Here is a 20208-nt window from a genome sequence, read left to right on the forward strand (position 1 = left end):
TTATCCTTATTTATTAAAACAAAAAAACCAAGCAAATTGCTTGGTTTTTTTGTTTTAATAAATATTATTTGATCTTATCAATAATAGCGTTTATTCGTTTTTCTTCAGCATTATATTTTGTTGCTAAACCTTTTTTCTCTGGAAATTGCTCTATCATAACTGTTGTAGAAGGGAATGCAAATTCAACACCTAAATCAGCTGCTAATCCTAAAATTTTCATATGTAAACTATGTTTAGAAGCTTGTTCAGAATTCCAATCTAATTGAACAAAATATACATTCAAAAGTATTAATAATGAAGAATCTCCAAACCCTGAAAATTCAACATTAAAAGCATCATCACGTGTATCTGGATGCAATTCTATAATTTTTCTAACTCCTTTTACAAAAGCATCAATAAGTTCAGGTGGTGTATCATAACGCACTCCTAAATTGGTTGTATATCTTCTAAATGCACGTAAACCTTTGTTATTTACCACCATTTCAGACAAAGCACTATTAGGTATTTGAAAAACGGAAGTGTCTGCAGCTCTCACAGTTGTGGATCTAAACCCAACTGTTTCAACTGTTCCAACAACAGTTCCAGCCTCAATCCAATCACCAATATGGAATGGCTTATCAACAAAAATCATTACGGTACCAATCAAGTTCTTTACCGTATCCTGCGAGGCCAATGCAACAGCAATACCTCCAATGGAAGCTCCAGCAATAACAGTTACAGGCTCAATCCCAAAAAGAGTAAGTAATTTAAGAAACCCAACAAATATTACTACACCTTTTAAAAAATTATATAAAATTGGAACTAATTGATCATCTAATTTCCCGTGTGTAGTTTCCGCATAATCAGCATAAATATCTACAATTACTCTCACTAATTTTAAGAACACATAAATCCAAAAAACCGTAACCATTATATTTAATGCTAAAAATATTACAGAGTTTATATCTAATGGTAATGTTAATGAAGGTAGTTCTCTCTTAATAAACCAAATTAATAACAAAAAAACAATTGGACGTGTTAATTTTTTTAATGCTAATTTAATTTTATCATTAGATTTACGAATAATCCAAAATTGCAATTTTCGCAAAATGAGATAAACTATTTTTTTCAAAATATAAAATAAACCAAAACAAATAAGTGCTAAAATTAGCAACCCCAAATATTGCCATAATTCTATTTTAAAAAATTTTTTATGCCCAATTTCAGGAATTATTTGTTGTAATTTTTCAGTATACCAAGGGAATATACTTTTATAAAGCGCATTAATATTGCTGGTAGTTTCATATGAATAATACCAATTACCTCCTACCCTTTCAACATAAACTTCTGGCAACCTATATGGGAATAATACATACCTGTTTTCAAGTTTATAATCAGTAGTATCTGAAAATTTTCCATATTTAGGAACTTTGGAAAAATCAACTTTCAGCCCTTTCCCATCCAGTATTTTCTTTAATTTAATTGCTATTTCTTCAGCTTCTTCTCCTTCAAAACCATAAATTGTTTGTGCTGATTTTGCTGGCTCATAAGAATTTGGTTGTAAAAAATACAAATGCGTATAAATAGTTGAATTTGGATTACTTAAATCAACCTTAATCTCATTTTGAGCAATGAGTGTAGATGAAAGCAATAAAAAAAATAAAATTATTTTCTTCATTCTAATAGTGTTAATTTTTTTCAAAATTAAGATTTTTCTTCTTAGAAGTAATTGTATTCTATGGAAATATTACCTTTTTTTTCTTTTGTTGAATTTCTTTTTCTTTCTTGAATTGAAATTCACGGTGTCATTAAAAGTATCTTTAGCTTTTTCTCCTTTATTCTTTCTCCATGAATTATTTGAAGGAAGTAATCTTTGCAACAAATCTTCTCTTCCAACTTTTGATAATGTTTTTCTAATCCAAGCCTGATTTTCCCTTTTATACCAAAAGAAAAAACGATGCTGTTCTTCCTTTTCTTGTTTGGATTTTGGGGTTTTTGTCGGTTTTAAAGTATATGGATGGTACCCACTATAATAAATAACAGTTGCAACCGTCATAGGAGTTGGAGTAAATCCTTGAACTTGCTCTAACTGAAATCCCATATCTTTTGTTTCTGCAGCTAAATTTGCCATATCCTCAACTTCACAAGCTGGATGATTGGAAATAAAATATGGTATTAATTGAAGGTTTAATTTTTTACGAATATTTATTTTATCAAAGCGTTCTTTAAACTTATGAAAATAAGTGAACGACGGCTTTCGCATTAATTTTAAAACAGGATCTGAAGTATGTTCCGGCGCTACTTTTAATCTTCCCGAAATATGATTAGTCATCACTTCTTCAGTATAGGCATCTAATTCTTTTGGATCCGCTAATTTATTAAATTCCGGAACCAACATATCATGTCTAATTCCACTTCCAATAAATGATTTTTTTACTTTTGGATGCTTATCAACCGCTTTGTATAATTCTGTTAATGGCTTGTGAGATGTATCTAAATTGTGGCAGATAACAGGTGAAATACAAGATGGAGAAACACATTTATCACATATTTCCTGAACTTTCCCTTTCATTTTATACATATTAGCAGAAGGCCCACCAATATCAGACAAATAACCTTTAAAATCAGGCATATTTGCAACAACATCAACTTCTTTTAAAATAGATTCCTGACTTCTACTTGCAATAAATTTTCCTTGATGTGCCGAAATAGTACAAAAACTACACCCTCCAAAACAACCTCTATGAATGTTAATTGAAAATTTAATCATTTCAAAAGCAGGAATAGGTCCTCGCTTGTTGTATTTCGGGTGTGGTAAACGCGTAAATGGCAAATCAAAAGAAGCATCTATTTCTGCTTCCGTCATTGTTTCATATGGAGGGTTAATAATCAATCTTGAATCACCAACATCTTGAAAAACACGATCAGCAAACAACTTATTAGACTCTTGCTCAATCACTTTAAAATTTGAAGCAAATAATTTCTTGTCCTTTAAACAAACCTCATGTGAGTGAATTGTAACATCCTTCCAATTCTTATTTTTAGGAATCTCTTCCTTTTTATCCAATAAAAAAGCAGTCTGATTTACTGTTGTTAAACTAGAAAAAGGCACTCCTTTTTGTAATAAATTAACAATCTCGCGCAATGGCTGTTCTCCCATTCCATAAACCAATAAATCTGCCTTAGAATCTTTTAAAATAGTTGGCTTTAACGTATCACTCCAATAATCATAATGTGTTACTCTTCTTAATGAAGCCTCTATTCCTCCAATTAATACAGGAACATTTGGAAATTTCTCTTTTAAAATATTTGTGTAAACGGTAGTGGCGTAATCTGGCCTAAATCCTTTTTCTCCATTTGGAGTATATGCATCATTATCTCTCCTTCTTTTACTTGCTGTATAATTACTAACCATTGGATCCATGCAACCTCCAGTAACTGCAAAAAACAATCTTGGAGTTCCCAATTTTGTAAAATCCTGTAAATTATCATTTACACTTGGCTGAGGAACAATAGCCACTTTTAACCCATAACTTTCAAGAATTCTTCCAACAACGGCATGACCAAATGCTGGATGATCTACATAGGCATCACCGCTAAAAAGAATTACATCTAATTCTTCCCAACCTCTAAGCTTTACCTCTTTATTAGTTGTAGGTAACCAATCTGAAAGTTTATTCATCATAATTGTGCAAAAATACACTATTTATAACAATTCTATATAAGTACTGTAAAATATAGTTAAATGGTTTCATAAAGTTAATAAATGTTAATGAGTGTTAACAAATTAAACCTTTCAATTTTGTAAAAGTCAAAGAGGTATAACAAAATTTAAAATATTAGATATTATGAAAAAATTAATTGGATTAACTGCAATCGTTATCTTATTTTCTTTAACCGTTAGCGCACAAGGAAGAAATGGTGGAAACAGACAAGGCTCAAAACTTACTGCAGAACAAAAAGCCACGCTACAAACTAAAAAAATGACATTACGATTAGATTTAAATGCAAATCAACAGAAAGAAGTTGAAAAAATGCTTTTACAAAGTGCAGAAGAGCGCAATAAAAAAAGAACTGAGTATAGGGAAAAAAAACAAAGTGGTGAATTAACTGCCGATGAGCAATTTACATTTGAAAATGACCGTATTGAACGACAATTAGTACACAAAAAAGCAATGAAAAAGATTCTTAATGAGAATCAATATGAAAAATGGGAAAGTGAAATTATGGGTAAAATGAATATGAATAGAAGACAAAATGCAGACTGTAATTCCCCAAGAAGAAGCAATAAAAGCGGATCAAAAAGAAATTTCAACAACAGAAATTAAGTTTAGTTAATTGTTTTGATTTTTAATTAAAAACGCTGCAATAAAATGCAGCGTTTTTTTTGTATAAACTTCTAAAATATAAGTAACAGTAATAATTTAAGAAAAATAGCGCTCTTTTAATTATCTATTTTTTTTATCTCTTTTGCAGGATTTCCTGCCACAAAAACATTATCTCTTATATCTTTAGTAACCACTGCCCCCGCACCAATTACCACGCCATCTCCAATTGTTACTCCCGGACAAATAATTGCACCTCCACCAATCCAAACATCATTTCCTATTTTAATTGGTTTCGAAAATTCAAGCATTGTGGCTCTTTCTTTTGCATTTATTGGATGTGTAGCTGTATAAATTTGAACATTTGGTCCAATTAGCACATTGTTTCCAATGCTAACCTCCATAACATCTAGTATGCAACAATTAAAATTAAAAAAAACATTGTCCCCTAAAACAATATTATAGCCATAATCGCAATAAAATGGTGGTTCAATCCATAATGAATTTCCTGCTTTACTAAACAAATCATAAAATAATTTATTTCTTTCATCCTTTTTATCTTCACCAATAGAATTAATCTTTTGAAACAATAAGCGTGCCTTGTGCCTTTCTAAAGAAAGTTGTGGGTCACTTGCACTGTAAAGTTTACCTGAAAGCATTTTTTCCTTTTCTGTCATATTGAAAGCTTAGCTTATTTTACAAGCACTAAAGTTTGTCCAATACTAATATCATTAGAATTTAAACCATTAATATTTTTAAGTTCATTTACAGATAACCCATATTTTCTTGAAATTGAATACAGTGTATCTCCTTTAATTACAATATGATTTGTAATTTCATTAACTTCAAAATTGCTTTTAAAAGGTTTCCCTAAAACTTCAGCATCATATTTATGCAATTCATATTTTTCTATAAGGGCAATTAATTTTGCAGGATATCTTCTATCTGTTGCATAACCAGCCTCACTCAAACCTTTAGCCCACTTGACATAATCTCCTTTTTTTATCTTAAATAATTTTTCATACCTAGAGCGGGTTGTTAAAAATAAAGAGTGATCTCTATATGAATTTTTAGGGTCATCATAAACTCTAAAACATTCGCCTTTTTCATCATCATCGTGATAAGTTCTACCGCCCTCCCAACCTTTATGGCATTTAATTCCAAAATGATTATTTGACTTTCTTGTTAATTGACTATTTCCGCTAGATGATTCCAAAATACCTTGTGCCAATGTAATACTAGCCGGGATTTTAAACTCACGCATTTCGTTCATAGCTTCTTGCTTAAACTGAATTATATAATTTATAGTTGAATTTTTTATGTATGAATTTCCAGTTGAGCTAACTGGTATTTCTTTAATCTCCTCAGAAGACTTGATAACTATCTCTTTACGAGAAATTTCCGCTTTTTTAGCAAGTTTCTTTTTAGATTTGCAACTTATCATTAAAGTTAATGCTAAAAATCCTATTAAAAAATACTTTCCTTTCATTATTAAACTATTTGTGCTAATTTTTTATTTTTCAAATAAACGTTCATCCCCTCAATTCCTTGCAGTCCACCTGTGTGAATAGCCAAAATTTTAGTTCCTTTTTCAAAATAATCATTTTTAATTAAATCTACAATTCCAAACAACATTTTACCTGTATAAACAGGATCTAAAGGAATACCCGTTTCTTGTTTAAAAATATTTATAAAAGTAATTAGTTCTTCAGAAACTTTTGCATAACCTCCAAAATGGTAATTAGTATTTAAACTCCAATTATCCTTTTTTAGTACGTACTTTTTTATTTCGGCTTTTAAAAAATCGCCTTTAAGAGCTGAGAAACCAATGACTTTTTGATGCTTTTTAGTAGCGTTTATAATCCCTGAAATAGTTCCACCAGTACCAACTGAAGCGCAAATAACATCGTATTTTTCGTCTTCTTTAGTTAAAATTTCCTCACACCCTTTTATAGCAAATTGGTTGGTTCCTCCTTCTGGAACTAAATAAAAATCTCCAAATTTATCGCTTAGATTATTGATGAATTCAATTGAAGTTTTGTTTCTGTATTCACTTCGGGAAACAAATTCAAATTGCATATTGTGTTCTGAGGCAAACTTTAAGGTAGCATTATTTTGTAGAACTTTCTCTAAATTAGCAGCTAATTCATCACCTCTTATAATTCCAATTGTGTTAAACCTAAATTGAAATCCTGCCGCAGCGGTTGCCGCAATATGATTGGAATAAGCCCCTCCAAATGTTACTAAAGTTTTTTTATTTTGGTTAGAAGCTTCAATTAAATTGTATTTTAACTTACGATATTTATTACCTGAAATAAAAGGATGTAATTCATCTTCACGCTTTATAAACAAGGAAACTTCCTTATCTGAAATTTCAGAAAAATGAATTTGCTGTATGCTACTATTTTTATTTTCTAGATACAATTTTCAATTTTTTCTTCTAATGCTTCCCACTCTTCCATCAACTGTTCGGCTTTTAACTTTGTAGCCTTATAGTTATTAAAAAAGTCTGGGTCAGATGAGACCCCTTCAAAATTTTCTTCTAAAGCAGCATCCATTTCTATAATTTTTTGCTCGTATTCGTCAATTTGAGTTTCTAATTTAGACAATTGATTTTTCATCTTTTTCAACTCTTTATCTTCTTTTCTAGATAATTGAGAAGTTTGTTTTTTAGCTGGATCTTCTTTTTTATCAACTACAGTTCTCTTTTCTGCTTCTCTTAAATTATCCAACTGATGTTGTTCCAAGAAATAATCAATATCTCCTAAATATTCTTTTATTACTTTGTCTTTAAAACCATAAACAGTTGATGCCAATCCTTGTAAAAAATCTCTATCATGCGATACTAATATTAATGTTCCATCAAACTTTTTTAATGCTTGTTTTAACACGTTTTTAGACGCAATATCTAAATGGTTTGTAGGCTCATCCATTATCAAAACATTAAAAGGAGACAATAACAACTTACATAATGCCAATCTATTTCGTTCACCACCAGACAACATTTTCGCTTTTTTATCAACTGAATCACCACTAAATAAAAATGACCCCAGCATATCTCTAACTCGAGCCCTGTTTCCATCAGTTGCAGCATTTTCCATAATTTCTAACACCGTTTGCTCTGGCTCCAAATATTCTGATTGGTTTTGAGCAAAATATCCGATTTCTACATTATGTCCCAATTTTAAATGACCGCCATGTGGAATTTCACCCACCAAAATTTTCGCTAGCGTAGATTTTCCCTGTCCGTTTTGTCCAACAAAAGCAATTTTACTATTTCTTTCTATTAGTAAGTCAACATTTTCTAATACATGTTTATCTCCATAACTTTTAGATAAATCTTCAGCTTCAACAACTATTTTTCCAGGGTCTTTTGAGATTTGAAAACGAATATTCATTACCGCATTATCATCGCTATCAACTTCAATACGTTCAACCTTATCTAATTTTTTAATTAAAGATTGAGCCATAGTCGCCTTATTTGCTTTGGCTCTAAACTTATCTATTAATAATTGAGTTGCTTTAATTTCTTTCTCCTGATTCTTTTGTGCTTGTAATTGTTTCTCTTTTATTTCACCACGTAATAACAAGAATTGGGAATAAGGTTTCTTGTAATCATAAATTTTACCTAAAGAAATTTCGATAGTTCTGTTAGTAACATTGTCTAAAAACATTTTATCATGCGAAACTAACACAATTGCACCTGCATACGATTTTAAAAAATTTTCCAACCAAACTATTGATTCAATATCCAAGTGGTTGGTTGGCTCATCTAATAACAATATATCATTATCTTGTAACAATAGTTTTGCTAATTCAATACGCATACGCCAACCTCCAGAAAAAGTATTGGTTAATTTGTCAAAATCTTCTCGTTGAAAACCTAAACCTTGTAATATTTTCTCTGTATTTCCTTGGTAATTATATCCACCTAATAATTCATAACGATGAGAATATTCATTTAAATTAACCATTAAGTCATGATAGTACTCACTTTCATAATCAGTTCTTTCCGCTAATTCTTGGTTGATAATTTCTAATTTCTTCTCTAATTGTTTTATTTCTTCAAAAGCTTGATAAGCCTCTTCTAAAATTGTTCTTCCTTCATCAAAATCAATATCCTGACGCAAAAAACCAATACGTATATCTTTATCAAAAGCCATGGTACCACTAGAGCTTTCAATATCCTTTGCAATTACTTTTAGTAACGTAGATTTTCCCGCCCCATTTTTTCCAATTAATCCTATTCTATCTCCTTTATTTAATTTAAAAGTAATTCCTGAAAACAAATCAGAGCCGGCAAAAGAAACCGTTAAATTGTGTACGTTAAGCATTGATATTTTATTATTTAATGTAAATTTGTGTTTTTATAAAAACCTTGCAAACTTACTATAAAAAAGTTTGGAACTCAATTAAAATTTTTATTTTAAAAATTAACTATTCTATATTTTCCAATCAAATATGTTTAAAAAAGGAACGAAACTATATAGCATTTTATTTAATAAATGCCCACGATGTCATGAAGGTGATTTTATGGAAGAGAAAAACATTTTTAAACTTCGAAAATCATTTAAAATGAATGAAAAATGTTCAAAATGCGATTTAAAATACATGATGGAACCTTCTTTTTATTATGGAGCAATGTATGTAACTTATGGTCTTACGGTTGGAGTTTCAATTGTAACTTTTATAATTGCCACTTTAGTTTTTAATTTAAGTTTATTAGAAAGTTTTATACCAATTGTGATAATATTAATTTTAACCGCTCCTATTTCTCTTCGCTTTTCAAGAATTATATGGATTAATATTTTTGTTAATTATACTAAAAAGTTTAATAAAAACGATCAATAGCTATTTCTTCATCTAAAGCAGTTTCATATTCTAAATGGTTGTATAGCGCTTTCGCCGCCATTGGAGCTATCATTACTCCACGAGTTCCCAAGCCGTTTAAAATGGCTAAATTTTTATGAATGGAATGTTTACCAACTAAAGGTCTTCTATCCTTAACAGTTGGTCTAATGCCAGCAATTTGTTCAACAATTTTGTAGGGCACAGTAATAAAGGATTCTAATTTTTTTGTCAATTCTTGTTTTCCCTTTTCAGTTGGAAGCTTTGTTTTATCCTTCCAATTAAAAGTTGCTCCAACTTTATAATAGTTATTCCCCAACGGCAATACAAAAACAGCAGCCTTAATAAGAAAATCAACATTTAAATTTGGCGCATGAATAATTAACAATTCGCCTTTTGCTTCTTGCATTGGTAAATTATTAAAAAATGGATTTTTTTTAAGTCCAAAACCTTCACAAAAAATTACTTTTGAAGCATTTACTTCTCCATACTTTACATTTTCAACATTCACTTCTAAATTGGAATAATTAAAAGTCTCTGTTTTGAGTAAATTTTTATTGGTTAGATATTCTCTATAATCATTAAGTAATCTTTTGGTATCAATTCTGCCTGTGTTTTTTAATTTCCCATATCCATAATCAGCAATAATACCTTCATGTTTTTCCTGAACAATTTTAGAGTCCATAAATTTTGAAAGCATTGGTTTATCCGAAGCTACAAACCAATTATTTTGCTCTTCAACGGACTTAAACACTCTATAAATATCAACTTTATAATGGTATTTATTAATGAATTCTTTTTCTAATTCATCATAAAATGGCAATGCAATATCTAGTTGAACATCGGCATTCCAAACTGGTGTAAAGCGTTTAAGAATTACAGGATTGTACATTCCACCAGCTACAATTGATGAATTTTGAGAGTTATTCTCAAAAACAATATAAGATTTCTTATGGCTCTCCAACTCTCTTGTAAAAGCTAATCCTGCCAATCCTAAACCAACAATAATATAATCTACTTGCATAATTATAGTGTAATTTTAAAAACAAAAAACTCCTGCTAAATGCAAGAGTTTAATTTGTATTATGAAATAATATGTTTTAGTAATTCCACATATCAAGTTCTTTATTTCTAATTTGATCTTTAATTTTATTAGACTCTATTACCTGAAATAATGAATTTCCTTTTACATATTGTGAAACATCTCTATCTCCATAAATATTCTCCTCTTTATAAATAATTGAACTAAAACGTCTTGCGTTTAATAAATGATCAAATGAAATTGGGTATGCTGAATTTTTTTGATTAAAAACTTTCATTTTATGCAATAAATTTCTTGAATCCGGAAACCAAACCCAAAATAGTGGTAATTGCTCAGTAATATCAATATCCTCTCTACCCATAGTTTGCACATCTGGTGCAATTGGAGCTATCGCTAACATTCTATACTTTAATTCTCCCTGACGTTTATCAAAATACCAAAGTCCTTTTATTTTAAATCCTTCAATATCTTGAGATGTCAAATTAATTTTATCAACGTATTCTTCAATATTAGTTGCTCCTGCATTCATTTCATCAAAACCAGCATCTGTAGTATCAATTCTAAATAATTTTTTGTTTATTTCAGCTTTTGTAAGCTTCGCTGTAAAGTAAGAATCATCATAAACTTCAGTAATCTCATCATTTTTTATCCCTTTCATTAAGGTATCAAATAATGAGCGTCTATTTTTTGAAACATTTGTAGTATCAACAGGGTAATACAATGGTAAATTAATCCGTTCATTTAAATCGATATATTCCCAAACAACCTTTGACCATAAAATATCTCTATCATCTACATAACCATATTCTAAGGGCTTATCATTATCAACAGCTTGTTGTTCAGCTGTTTTTACACCAATATCGGAAGGTCTTTTAGCATTTAAAAGATTCGATTGTGCAAATGTTGTTTGAAACAGCACAAAAACCAAAATTAATATTCCAAAACCCTTCTTACTCATCATTTAATTTAATTTATTGAATTTCAACACTTACTGGTGAAGCATTTTTAATTTTATAACCGCTATTTCCTACTAACGATGATTTAATATCAAATATTGTAACTACATCACCTCTTTTAGCTTTGGCAATTGCTTTTTTAGCTGCAGCGTCCATTCTACTTCCTCTAACAACTACAGCTCCTTGTCCAGGAACTTTAAGTGTAAATCCTGTAGTGCTAAGATTTAAATCAAAATCAAAATCTGGTAACTCCGTTCCAACTGTTGATTTTTCTAAACTAGCTTTTGGCATTTTTACATGACCTGATTGCTTTCTAATAGTTCCTTGAGGTGAAGGTATTTGCTTAACCCTAAAATTTTGAGAAGAACTAACCATTTGCCCATTAGGTAGTTTTCCTGAAACTTTTATTGAAACTTCTCTACCACCTGAAGGTGTCATTATATATTTACCAGAACCTGTGCTTCTTCTTAATCCATTTGCTGATGCTGTAACCAAATTATCAGGAATACCAGGAATAGAAATTGTCATTGGATTTGCAACACCCATATAAACAACGTTCATTTTATCCGCAGAAATTACCGCACTATTAGGTTTTGGAATTACTGCATAAGAACTTGTAATAGGAATTTCTACCGGTTTACCATTTTCTGTAAAAACAAATTTACCTTTAATATCATGCTCACCAACATTACCTGCAGGAAAATCTAATAAAACCTGACCAGCTTGAATGCTAGACTCAGGTAATGCTCTACCTCCAATTTCAACAACATCTGCTTTTAAAGTAGGATCTTTTTTACCTAAATAAATTTTTCCAGTAAATTTTTCACCTTGAAAAAATGCAGTTTTATCTGCAACAACAATTGCTTCATAGTTGGTTAAAGAAACATCACTTTCTAATTGTCCTCCTAATAGGCTTCCAAAAACATCAGACTGAGTTGTTTTAATGTCAGTTTGCATAGATGTTAAATTGGTTACAGTAGAAATTAAAGGAAAACCTTCATATCTATTATTTAACCAAGGCTGCGGCTTTAATGCATCAGCTATCGGTTGATCTGAAGTATCAAATCTTTTTTTTATTGAAGCTACTAAAGGGCTATTTGGATTTAATAATTGAATTATTGAATCTCTATATCCATTAATATAATCAAGAAATTCTTGACCTTCTGTAGTTAACTGATTGTTTTTAAAGAAATGCTCATCAACTATTACAGATTGATCCATTGCTTCATAATTTTTTTTATCTTCTTGTTCTTCAAGAAATAAAACTTTTTTTGACTCTAAGTAACTATCAAAATCTTTCGATAATTGATCTACTTTTTGAGCTACACCAAATAAAGAACTATATTTTTCTGGTTGTTCACTTGCTTTTGTTGAAAGATTTGCAAGTATTTCACTGTTTTTAATTGTAGCAGTTATATTGTTATCTGCTAATTTTTCATTCATAAAACCAAAAGCAGATAAAACTTCCTTAGACATGTTCATTGCCAACATTGCAATAAAAACTAAGTACATTAAGTTAATCATTTTCTGCCTTGGTGATAAATTACCTGAAGCCATATTAATTAGTTTTTTTGTTAATAATTAAATTCATGAATAACTAATTAATTTTTTGTTGACATCGCAGATAGCATACCTCCATAAACACCATTAAGCGATGATAAGTTCGTTGCTAACGATTCCATTTGCTCTTTTAATTTACCAGCATTTACCGTTACTTGTTCATTAATTTCAGCCTGTCTGCTAGAACTATCTAATTGAACTTTGTATAAACTATTTAAAGATTCCATTTGAGCAGCCGCTAATGATAATTGCTCACTGTATTTATTGGTAGCAGCAATTGAATCAACAGCAGGTGCAATATTATCTGCAGCACCTTTGAAATTTTGAATACTATCACCTAAACTCTTCATTAACCCAGCATCTAATTTTGCTTCTTTTAGCATATCATCAAGTTTTTGAGATAACAATCCTTGCGTTTCTGTAGCTTCAGCTCTATCTCTATCACGTAAACTTCCTCCCGACAATTCAGGATAAACTAATGACCAATCTAAATCGTCATCAACTGGTTCAAATGCTGAAATAGCAAAAATAATTGCTTCTGTTATTAAACCAATAGCTAACATTACTCCACCAGTTAAAAAACCAATATGAAAATGAGTAAGTTTAAAAAGAGCTCCAATAATTACAATTGATGCTCCTAGGCCATAGGCCATATTAAATATTTTTTTTGTTTTTTTCGACTGTGCCATAATTTAATTCAATATTAAGTTTGTAATATATAGTTGATTTTTAATTTCCATTTATTTCTGTACCTAAAAAGTCTTGCGCTGTTCTAAATCCAATATAACTTCTTGCCGAGTCAGCGTATTCGTAATCACGTGTACTAACTTCTAAAAAATAAGCTACATCTTTCCAAGATCCACCTCGTATAACTTTTCTATGGTTTTTATCTATTTCTACATTAGGGTTCATTGTTGAACCTATATAATATGATGCCTCACTATATGCGGTATTTGTCCATTCGGAAACATTACCAGACATATTATATAAACCATAATCGTTTGGAGGAAATGATTTCGCCTCAACGGTATATAAAGCACCATCAACGGCATAATTACCTCTACTTGGTTTAAAATTAGCTAAAAAACACCCTCTATCACTAGTAGTATAAGGATTTCCCCAAGGATAAGTACCGTTTTCTAAACCTCCTCTTGCGGCATATTCCCACTCTGCTTCAGTTGCCAATCTAAATTGTGGAACCTGAGTAGGCTTTCTTTTTGCATTTAAAAAATCATTTTTCTTTTTTGTACGCCATTTACAAAAGGCTTTCGCTTGTAGCCAAGAAACTCCAACTACAGGATAATCATTATACGCTTGATGGTAAAAATAATCTTGATGCATTGGATCATTATATGAATAATTAAAATCTCTTATCCAAACAGTAGTATCTGGATAAATTTTAACTGTTTCCTGTTTTATAAAATTTCTTCTACTCCCTTTATTTCTAGCTGCAGCCTCTTGATCTAACCAAAAGTATTTAAACTTTAATTTATTTACATCAATCATCCTTTTACCTTCAAAGCTATCCTCCATTGGTGTGAAAATTGAATCGATCATTACTTCAGTATATTCTTCACTTGGAAACTCATGAACATTCCATACAATTTCCTCATCCCAATTTAACATTTTACCTTGAGTTGGAGAATTTATATCACCTAAGCTTCCATAAGTTTTCATCATATACTTTTGATATGGAGACATCTCTGAAGAATCAATATTTAAAAACCTATATTCTTCTAACACAGGTTCTCCATCAGAAGACATTAATTCTGAATACAGTGCCAACTCTGTTCTTACAATTGAGTCCCTTACCCATTGAACAAATTCTTTATATTCACTATTTGTGATTTCTGTTTCATCCATATAAAAAGGACGCACAGTTACAGTTCTTGCCGGGGAATTTAATGAACCTGCAACATCTTCACTTTGCTTACCCATTGTAAACGATCCTCCAGGAATTAAAGTCATACCTAATGGTCTTTCAGAATGCCAATTACTTGAAGAGCTAACTCCAACTAATTCACCCTGATCATTAGAGCCACAGCTTAATACAACAAACGCTAGTGAAATATACAATGATATTTTCTTCATATTAATTTTTTAATCTATTACGACAAACCTATTACTAATTATTTTAAAATACAATATTTTATTTAATCTGTTTAAAACTTAAAAAATTGAATTTTATTATATTAATTTTAAAATTTATACTAACTTTTTTAAAGTTCTTATCCATCTTTCAGGAATTTCCTGATTACTTGCACTGATATAATCTTGATATGTACAAGGTATTAACGCATGTCTTTTAAATTTATTATTATCATTCAACGCTATTTCCATCCACCATCTGCCACTTTTATTACTTTTATAAAAATTTAAAATTTGGTCTTCAATAGGAACTATAAATTTTTTGTAATTATCTTTTAATCCAAATGGGTAATCATTGGCTCTAAAATTAACACCTTCAATAAAATACCAAATCATTTGGGAAATTAACTGAGCCGTTTGATTTTTAGTGTCCAATTTAGGATTAAATTCAAAAATACCAAATGAAGAAACCTTATCACTAATGCCCGCATATCTTGAAATTGCGCAAATTTCTGAACCTGAAAGCCCATTTGGAGATGCGTTATTATTTGCAGGTGAGTCTGCATTTTTTATTGATGACAAATCTATACTTACAATATCTGCATCTCTCAAAATTGGTTCTACTATTTGAATTGAATTTGAAACCTCTCCCAATCTACATGATTCAAAATGTAAACTATCTAATAAAGCTATTTCGTCTTGAGAGTTAAAGTAAGTTTGATATCCAATGTTACAAAAATTAAATAAGTTATTTGGCTGGTTCATAACCACCTTACTTAAATAAGATTGAGAAGATAATTCATCTTCTATTGAGCCTAAATCAAACTTATTATCAACTGCAACAATATTTACAGTTTGCTCTAATTTGTCATAAGCCCTATAATTTGCATAAGTTAAATCTTGACCTCCACCAATTATAATTGGAATAATTTTCTTTTTAATTAGGAAGCTTAATATTTCACTTAAAGCAAAATAAGTATCTTCAATGCTGTTACCTTCTTCAATATTACCTAAATCAGCAACATTTATAGGCCAATTCCCCGGGTATAATTTATATAATTCTTTTCTAATCTCGTCTAAACTAGTACCTGTTCCATAGTTTCCAACTGATGCTCTCCCCTCTAAAACTCCAATAATTGCTATTTTCTTATTTGTAAGATCTGGAAAATCATCGGGAGATGTATAAATATCGATGCATTGTCCAAACGAACGATTCGTTTGCATTTTAGCAAAATTCAATAATGTATTGTCGACGGGTTTAAGGAAATCGAAGTTCATTCTTTGGGGTTAATAAAATGACATTATTTCTTGCAAGGTAATTAAAAAATTATTTTTTTGTTGTTTTACGTTTAGTTGTTTTCTTTTTTGGAGTTTTCTTTTTTGGAGTTTTCTTTTCAATTATATCCTTTACCTCTTCTAAAGTTAGCTTAGTTGCATCTACAGTTTTAGGTAATTCAATTTTAATTTTACCTTTTAATATATTTGATCTTCCCCAACGGGCTTTTTCTACTCTTATTCCTTCTTCTTCCCAATTATGAAGTACTTTTTCAATATCTTTTCTTTTCTTGTCTTCAATTAATTCTTCAAGGTCTGATTGTTTTAAATTATCAAAATCATATTTCTTATTCACATTTATAAAAATATTATTCCATTTTATAAAAGGTCCAAAACGCCCAACTCCTTTTTGTATTGGTAAATTTTCATACTCACCAATTGGAGCATCTGCTCGTTGTTTTTCCTGAATTAACTCAATAGCTCTATTTACATCAATCGACATTGGGTTATCATCTTTTGGGATAGAAACAAACATTGTATCATATTTAATATATGGCCCAAAACGACCACTTGCCACAATAATATCATTCCCTTCATAACCTCCAATTGTTTTTGGAAGTTTAAATAAATCCATTGCTTCTTCATAAGTTATTGAAGATAATGTTTGATCACCTTGTAAACTTGCGAACTTTGGTTTTTCCTCATCAGTAGCTTCTCCAATTTGAACCATAGCTCCAAATCTACCTAAACGTGCATACACATTTTTACCGCTTTTAGGATCTATGCCTAATAATCGCTCACCTTTTGCTCTTTCTGCATTTGCAGAAACATCCTCAACAATTGGGTGGAAATTATTATAAAAATCCTTAATCATTGAAATCCAATCTTCTTTTCCTTCAGCAATATCATCAAACTCTGATTCAACTTTTGCAGTAAAACCAAAATCTAAAATATTTGAAAAATTCTCAACTAAAAAGTCATTTACAATGTTACCAATATCTGTAGGTACTAATTTCCCTTTATCTGACCCTACTTTTTCGGTTAAAAGCTTGGATTCTACTTTACCTCCTTTTAATTTTATTTGGGTATATTCTCTATCAACACCTTCAACTGTACCTTTCTCTACATATTCTCTTCTTTGAATTGTTGAAATTGTTGGCGCATAAGTAGACGGGCGTCCGATTCCTAACTCTTCCAATCTTTTTACCAATGAAGCTTCCGTATATCTATATGGCGGTCTTGAATAACGCTCTGTAGCAAGAATATTTTTATTGATTAAAGAATCTCCTTTTGTTAAATTTGGAAGCATTCCCTCTTGCTCTTCATCCTCATTATCAGTCCCTTCCAAATACACTTTTAAAAACCCTTCAAACTTTATCATTTCACCGTTTGCAGTGAATATATTGCGGTTATTAGAATTTGAGACTCTAACATTTGTACGCTCTAACTGTGCGTCACTCATTTGGGAAGCAATAGTTCTTTTCCAAATTAAATCATACAATCTATCTTGATCATAGTCAATAGAAACTGAAGATTGACTCATAGTTGTAGGTCTAATTGCTTCGTGAGCTTCTTGGGCACCTTTAGATTTATTGCTAAAATTTCTGGGTTTGCTATATGCTTCACCATAGGAAGAAATAATTTCTTCCTGCGCATCATTTTTAGCATCATCTGATAAATTAACACTATCAGTTCTCATATAAGTAATAAGTCCCGCCTCGTACAAACGTTGTGCAATCATCATTGTTTTTGCAACTGGAAAATACAGCTTTCTTGATGCCTCTTGTTGCAAAGTTGATGTTGTAAATGGTGCTGCCGGAGATTTTTTTGCAGGTTTTTTCTGCAAATCTTCAACTTTAAAATTTGCACCAATACAAGAATTTAAAAATGATTCTGCTTCTTCTTTGGTGTCAAAGTTTTTTGGTAAGTTAGCTTTAAACTTTTTACCTTCTGAATTTGCAAACTCAGCCACAACCTTATAAGTTGCTACAGGTTTAAAGTTAATAATTTCACGCTCTCTTTCAACAATTAATCTCACTGAAACTGATTGTACTCTACCAGCAGATAAGCCTCCTTTTATTTTCCTCCATAATACTGGAGATAATTCATAACCTACTAATCTATCTAAAACCCTACGTGCTTGTTGAGCATTTACCAAATTATAATCAATACTTCTTGGGTTTTCTACTGCTTTTAAGATTGCTTTTTCTGTAATTTCGTGAAAAACAATACGCTTTGTACTAGAATCTTTTAATTTTAATTGCTCAAATAAATGCCACGCAATAGCTTCTCCTTCACGATCCTCATCCGAAGCTAACCAAACAGTATCTGCTTTTTTTGCTAAATCTTTTAATTTTTTTACTAATGCCTTTTTATCGGAAGGCACTTTATAATTTGGCATAAAATCACCATCAACATTTATTCCTATTTCTTTAGAAGGTAAATCTGCAATATGACCAAAACTTGATTCAACTTGAAAATCTTTTCCTAAAAATTTCTCTATCGTTTTTGCTTTTGCAGGTGACTCAACTATTACTAAATTCTTTGCCATAAATCTTTTTTTAACGAAAACCACACCATATATATATAGGTGATTTCGGTTTGCAAATGTATATAAGATTTTTAATACTTATCAAAAACTATTTGTAAAAAAAAACAAAAACAGGCTGAAGAGCCTGTTTTTACTAGCGAAAACTATTTTCAATTTAAGTGATATTCACTTAATAAATCTAGGCTATTATTAGAATAACTATATTGAAACAAGGTATTATCTCCAATTAATAACAAATTATTCTCCATAGGAATAACATCAAAAGCAGTTATATTTTTAAAAGTTTTTATATGTTCTAAATTTTCAACATCCGATTTATTATAAACTTTTAGACCTGAAGTTCCATCACAAATAAAAAGTAAATTATCTTTAACACCCAAACCATAAGGATTATCCATTGAATAAGATTTTACTAGTTCCAAATTATAAATATCCGAAACATCAACAATTTCTAAACTACTTTCAAAAGCTCCGCAAAAATTACCTGCACGTAAAGTTATATATGCATAATTATCATCCACCACAACAGGATCACAAGCTGTGCCATGTTGAAATTCTGAAATAAATTCAGGTGTTGCAGGAGATGAAATATCATAAATATACATGCCGCTCATACTTCCTAAAAACAATAGATTCTCTTTATTAAATATGGTCTCAATATCGAAACCCGCATGAATATCTTTTAATTCAACTGGTGATTCCAAATTATCAATATAAAAAACATTAATATTATGACTATCAACAGCATATAAATAATCATCTACAATTTTAAATCGAGCTAAAGAACCTCCTTGCCCTGTTGATTCTGCAGACGCTGAAGCCAGTGCAGTGTCAAAAACTACCCCTCCATTTGTATAATCATTACTTCTATCTTCAATTAGTCTTTGTTCTTCTGTAATATTCCACCCAACAATTACTTCCCCAGAATTGTATCCATTTTCACCATAATCAACTACTAAATTGTCAATAAAAGGTAGCGTAATATAACCAGGAAAAACATCTTTTAATCTGGCAACTTCTTGGATATCATTTATATTAGATATGTCAAAAACCAATAAATCCATTAAACTATCAGCATATAAATAATTGCCTTTAACCTCCATATCTTTATTTGCTACAATTTTAATAAATGCAATTTTAACTGGATTTTCCGGATTAGAATTATCGATAATATGAATTCCATTATCTATATCATTTATAAGCACTAAATTATTGTAGGCATAAATTTTTCCTGACTCAACAATTGGAATTGGCGAAGTAATTTTTGCTGATGACCTTAAGGCATCCAAAGTCATATATTCTGCTTTTGCAACACTTACTGTTTCATATTCACTATTTGTATCACAAGACATAATAAAAACAAAAGTTGCAATCAATAAAAAAAGATTTTTGATTTTCATTTTATAAAAATTTAGATAGTTATTGTTATTAAGTCAATTATTAAAACACTCAGTAAATTTAAATCACATTTTCCAAGTTCTTATTACTACTAATACGTAAATAATAATTAAAACGCTACAAGTATTGTAAAATTCGATTTTCAAATTAAAACTTTTCCAAAAAATCAACTTTATTTGCCTTGCT

16 protein-coding genes are annotated in these 20208 nt (G+C 30.2%); 2 read left to right on the top strand and 14 right to left on the bottom strand.

Annotation, left to right across the window (positions count from 1 at the left end; genetic code table 11):
• Window positions 1-64: 64 nt before the first annotated feature.
• Window positions 65-1657, bottom strand: coding sequence for a mechanosensitive ion channel family protein (locus CHB63_RS15140; protein WP_089379331.1), 1593 nt, complete (start codon window positions 1655-1657; stop codon window positions 65-67).
• Between the two features lie 69 nt (window positions 1658-1726).
• The gene (locus CHB63_RS15145) at window positions 1727-3664 is read right to left on the bottom strand and encodes a YgiQ family radical SAM protein (protein ID WP_394335319.1); all 1938 of its coding nucleotides are present in this window, start codon (window positions 3662-3664) and stop codon (window positions 1727-1729) included.
• A gap of 163 nt (window positions 3665-3827) precedes the next feature.
• On the opposite strand from CHB63_RS15145, the gene CHB63_RS15150 reads away from it, so the two are divergent.
• Window positions 3828-4307 (top strand): hypothetical protein, encoded by a 480-nt coding sequence (locus tag CHB63_RS15150; protein WP_089379333.1) that lies wholly within the window; start codon window positions 3828-3830, stop codon window positions 4305-4307.
• Between the two features lie 116 nt (window positions 4308-4423).
• Here the strand turns inward: CHB63_RS15150 and CHB63_RS15155 are convergent, their stop codons facing one another.
• From CHB63_RS15155 to CHB63_RS15170, 4 genes are read right to left on the bottom strand one after another with little or no spacing between them, the layout of a single operon-like run.
• Window positions 4424-4981 carry a sugar O-acetyltransferase gene (locus CHB63_RS15155; protein WP_089379334.1) on the bottom strand — a complete coding sequence of 186 codons (558 nt, stop codon included), beginning with the start codon at window positions 4979-4981 and terminating at the stop codon, window positions 4424-4426.
• Window positions 4982-4995: 14 nt separating this feature from the next.
• The gene (locus CHB63_RS15160; RefSeq protein WP_089379335.1) at window positions 4996-5793 is read right to left on the bottom strand and encodes a glucosaminidase domain-containing protein; all 798 of its coding nucleotides are present in this window, start codon (window positions 5791-5793) and stop codon (window positions 4996-4998) included.
• A 2-nt stretch (window positions 5794-5795) separates the two neighbouring features.
• Window positions 5796-6728: a 1-aminocyclopropane-1-carboxylate deaminase/D-cysteine desulfhydrase gene (locus CHB63_RS15165; protein ID WP_089379336.1), complete on the bottom strand. Its 933-nt coding sequence runs from the start codon at window positions 6726-6728 to the stop codon at window positions 5796-5798.
• Window positions 6719-8638 (bottom strand): ABC-F family ATP-binding cassette domain-containing protein, encoded by a 1920-nt coding sequence (locus tag CHB63_RS15170; protein ID WP_089379337.1) that lies wholly within the window; start codon window positions 8636-8638, stop codon window positions 6719-6721. Before CHB63_RS15170 ends, CHB63_RS15165 begins: the two co-directional genes overlap by 10 nt.
• A 127-nt stretch (window positions 8639-8765) precedes the next feature.
• Here CHB63_RS15170 and CHB63_RS15175 point away from each other — a divergent pair, with 127 nt between their 5' ends.
• Window positions 8766-9155, top strand: coding sequence for a DUF983 domain-containing protein (locus tag CHB63_RS15175; protein WP_089379338.1), 390 nt, complete (start codon window positions 8766-8768; stop codon window positions 9153-9155).
• Here CHB63_RS15175 and CHB63_RS15180 read toward each other — a convergent pair.
• The 8 genes from CHB63_RS15180 to CHB63_RS15215 form a co-directional block, all read right to left on the bottom strand.
• Window positions 9136-10176, bottom strand: coding sequence for an NAD(P)/FAD-dependent oxidoreductase (locus CHB63_RS15180; protein WP_089379339.1), 1041 nt, complete (start codon window positions 10174-10176; stop codon window positions 9136-9138). The genes CHB63_RS15175 and CHB63_RS15180 overlap by 20 nt on opposite strands.
• A gap of 76 nt (window positions 10177-10252) precedes the next feature.
• Window positions 10253-11155 (bottom strand): type IX secretion system ring subunit PorN/GldN, encoded by a 903-nt coding sequence (porN, locus tag CHB63_RS15185; protein WP_317043614.1) that lies wholly within the window; start codon window positions 11153-11155, stop codon window positions 10253-10255.
• Window positions 11156-11165: 10 nt separating this feature from the next.
• The gene (porM, locus tag CHB63_RS15190) at window positions 11166-12707 is read right to left on the bottom strand and encodes a type IX secretion system motor protein PorM/GldM (RefSeq protein WP_089379341.1); all 1542 of its coding nucleotides are present in this window, start codon (window positions 12705-12707) and stop codon (window positions 11166-11168) included.
• Window positions 12708-12751: 44 nt separating this feature from the next.
• Window positions 12752-13399 carry a type IX secretion system motor protein PorL/GldL gene (gene porL / locus CHB63_RS15195; protein ID WP_089379342.1) on the bottom strand — a complete coding sequence of 216 codons (648 nt, stop codon included), beginning with the start codon at window positions 13397-13399 and terminating at the stop codon, window positions 12752-12754.
• Window positions 13400-13439: 40 nt separating this feature from the next.
• Window positions 13440-14801 (bottom strand): T9SS ring complex lipoprotein PorK/GldK, encoded by a 1362-nt coding sequence (gene porK / locus CHB63_RS15200; RefSeq protein WP_089379343.1) that lies wholly within the window; start codon window positions 14799-14801, stop codon window positions 13440-13442.
• 114 nt (window positions 14802-14915) lie between these two features.
• Complete coding sequence (locus CHB63_RS15205; protein ID WP_089379344.1) at window positions 14916-16076, bottom strand: formimidoylglutamase; 1161 nt, start codon at window positions 16074-16076, stop codon at window positions 14916-14918.
• A gap of 49 nt (window positions 16077-16125) precedes the next feature.
• A complete protein-coding gene (gene topA / locus CHB63_RS15210) occupies window positions 16126-18624 on the bottom strand; it encodes a type I DNA topoisomerase (protein ID WP_089379525.1) in 2499 nt (832 codons plus the stop codon).
• Between the two features lie 149 nt (window positions 18625-18773).
• Window positions 18774-20024 carry an LVIVD repeat-containing protein gene (locus CHB63_RS15215; RefSeq protein ID WP_089379345.1) on the bottom strand — a complete coding sequence of 417 codons (1251 nt, stop codon included), beginning with the start codon at window positions 20022-20024 and terminating at the stop codon, window positions 18774-18776.
• Between the last annotated feature and the right edge of the window lie 184 nt (window positions 20025-20208).

The sequence above is a fragment of the Lutibacter flavus genome, assembly GCF_900188355.1.
Taxonomy (GTDB): Bacteria; Bacteroidota; Bacteroidia; order Flavobacteriales; family Flavobacteriaceae; genus Lutibacter; species Lutibacter flavus.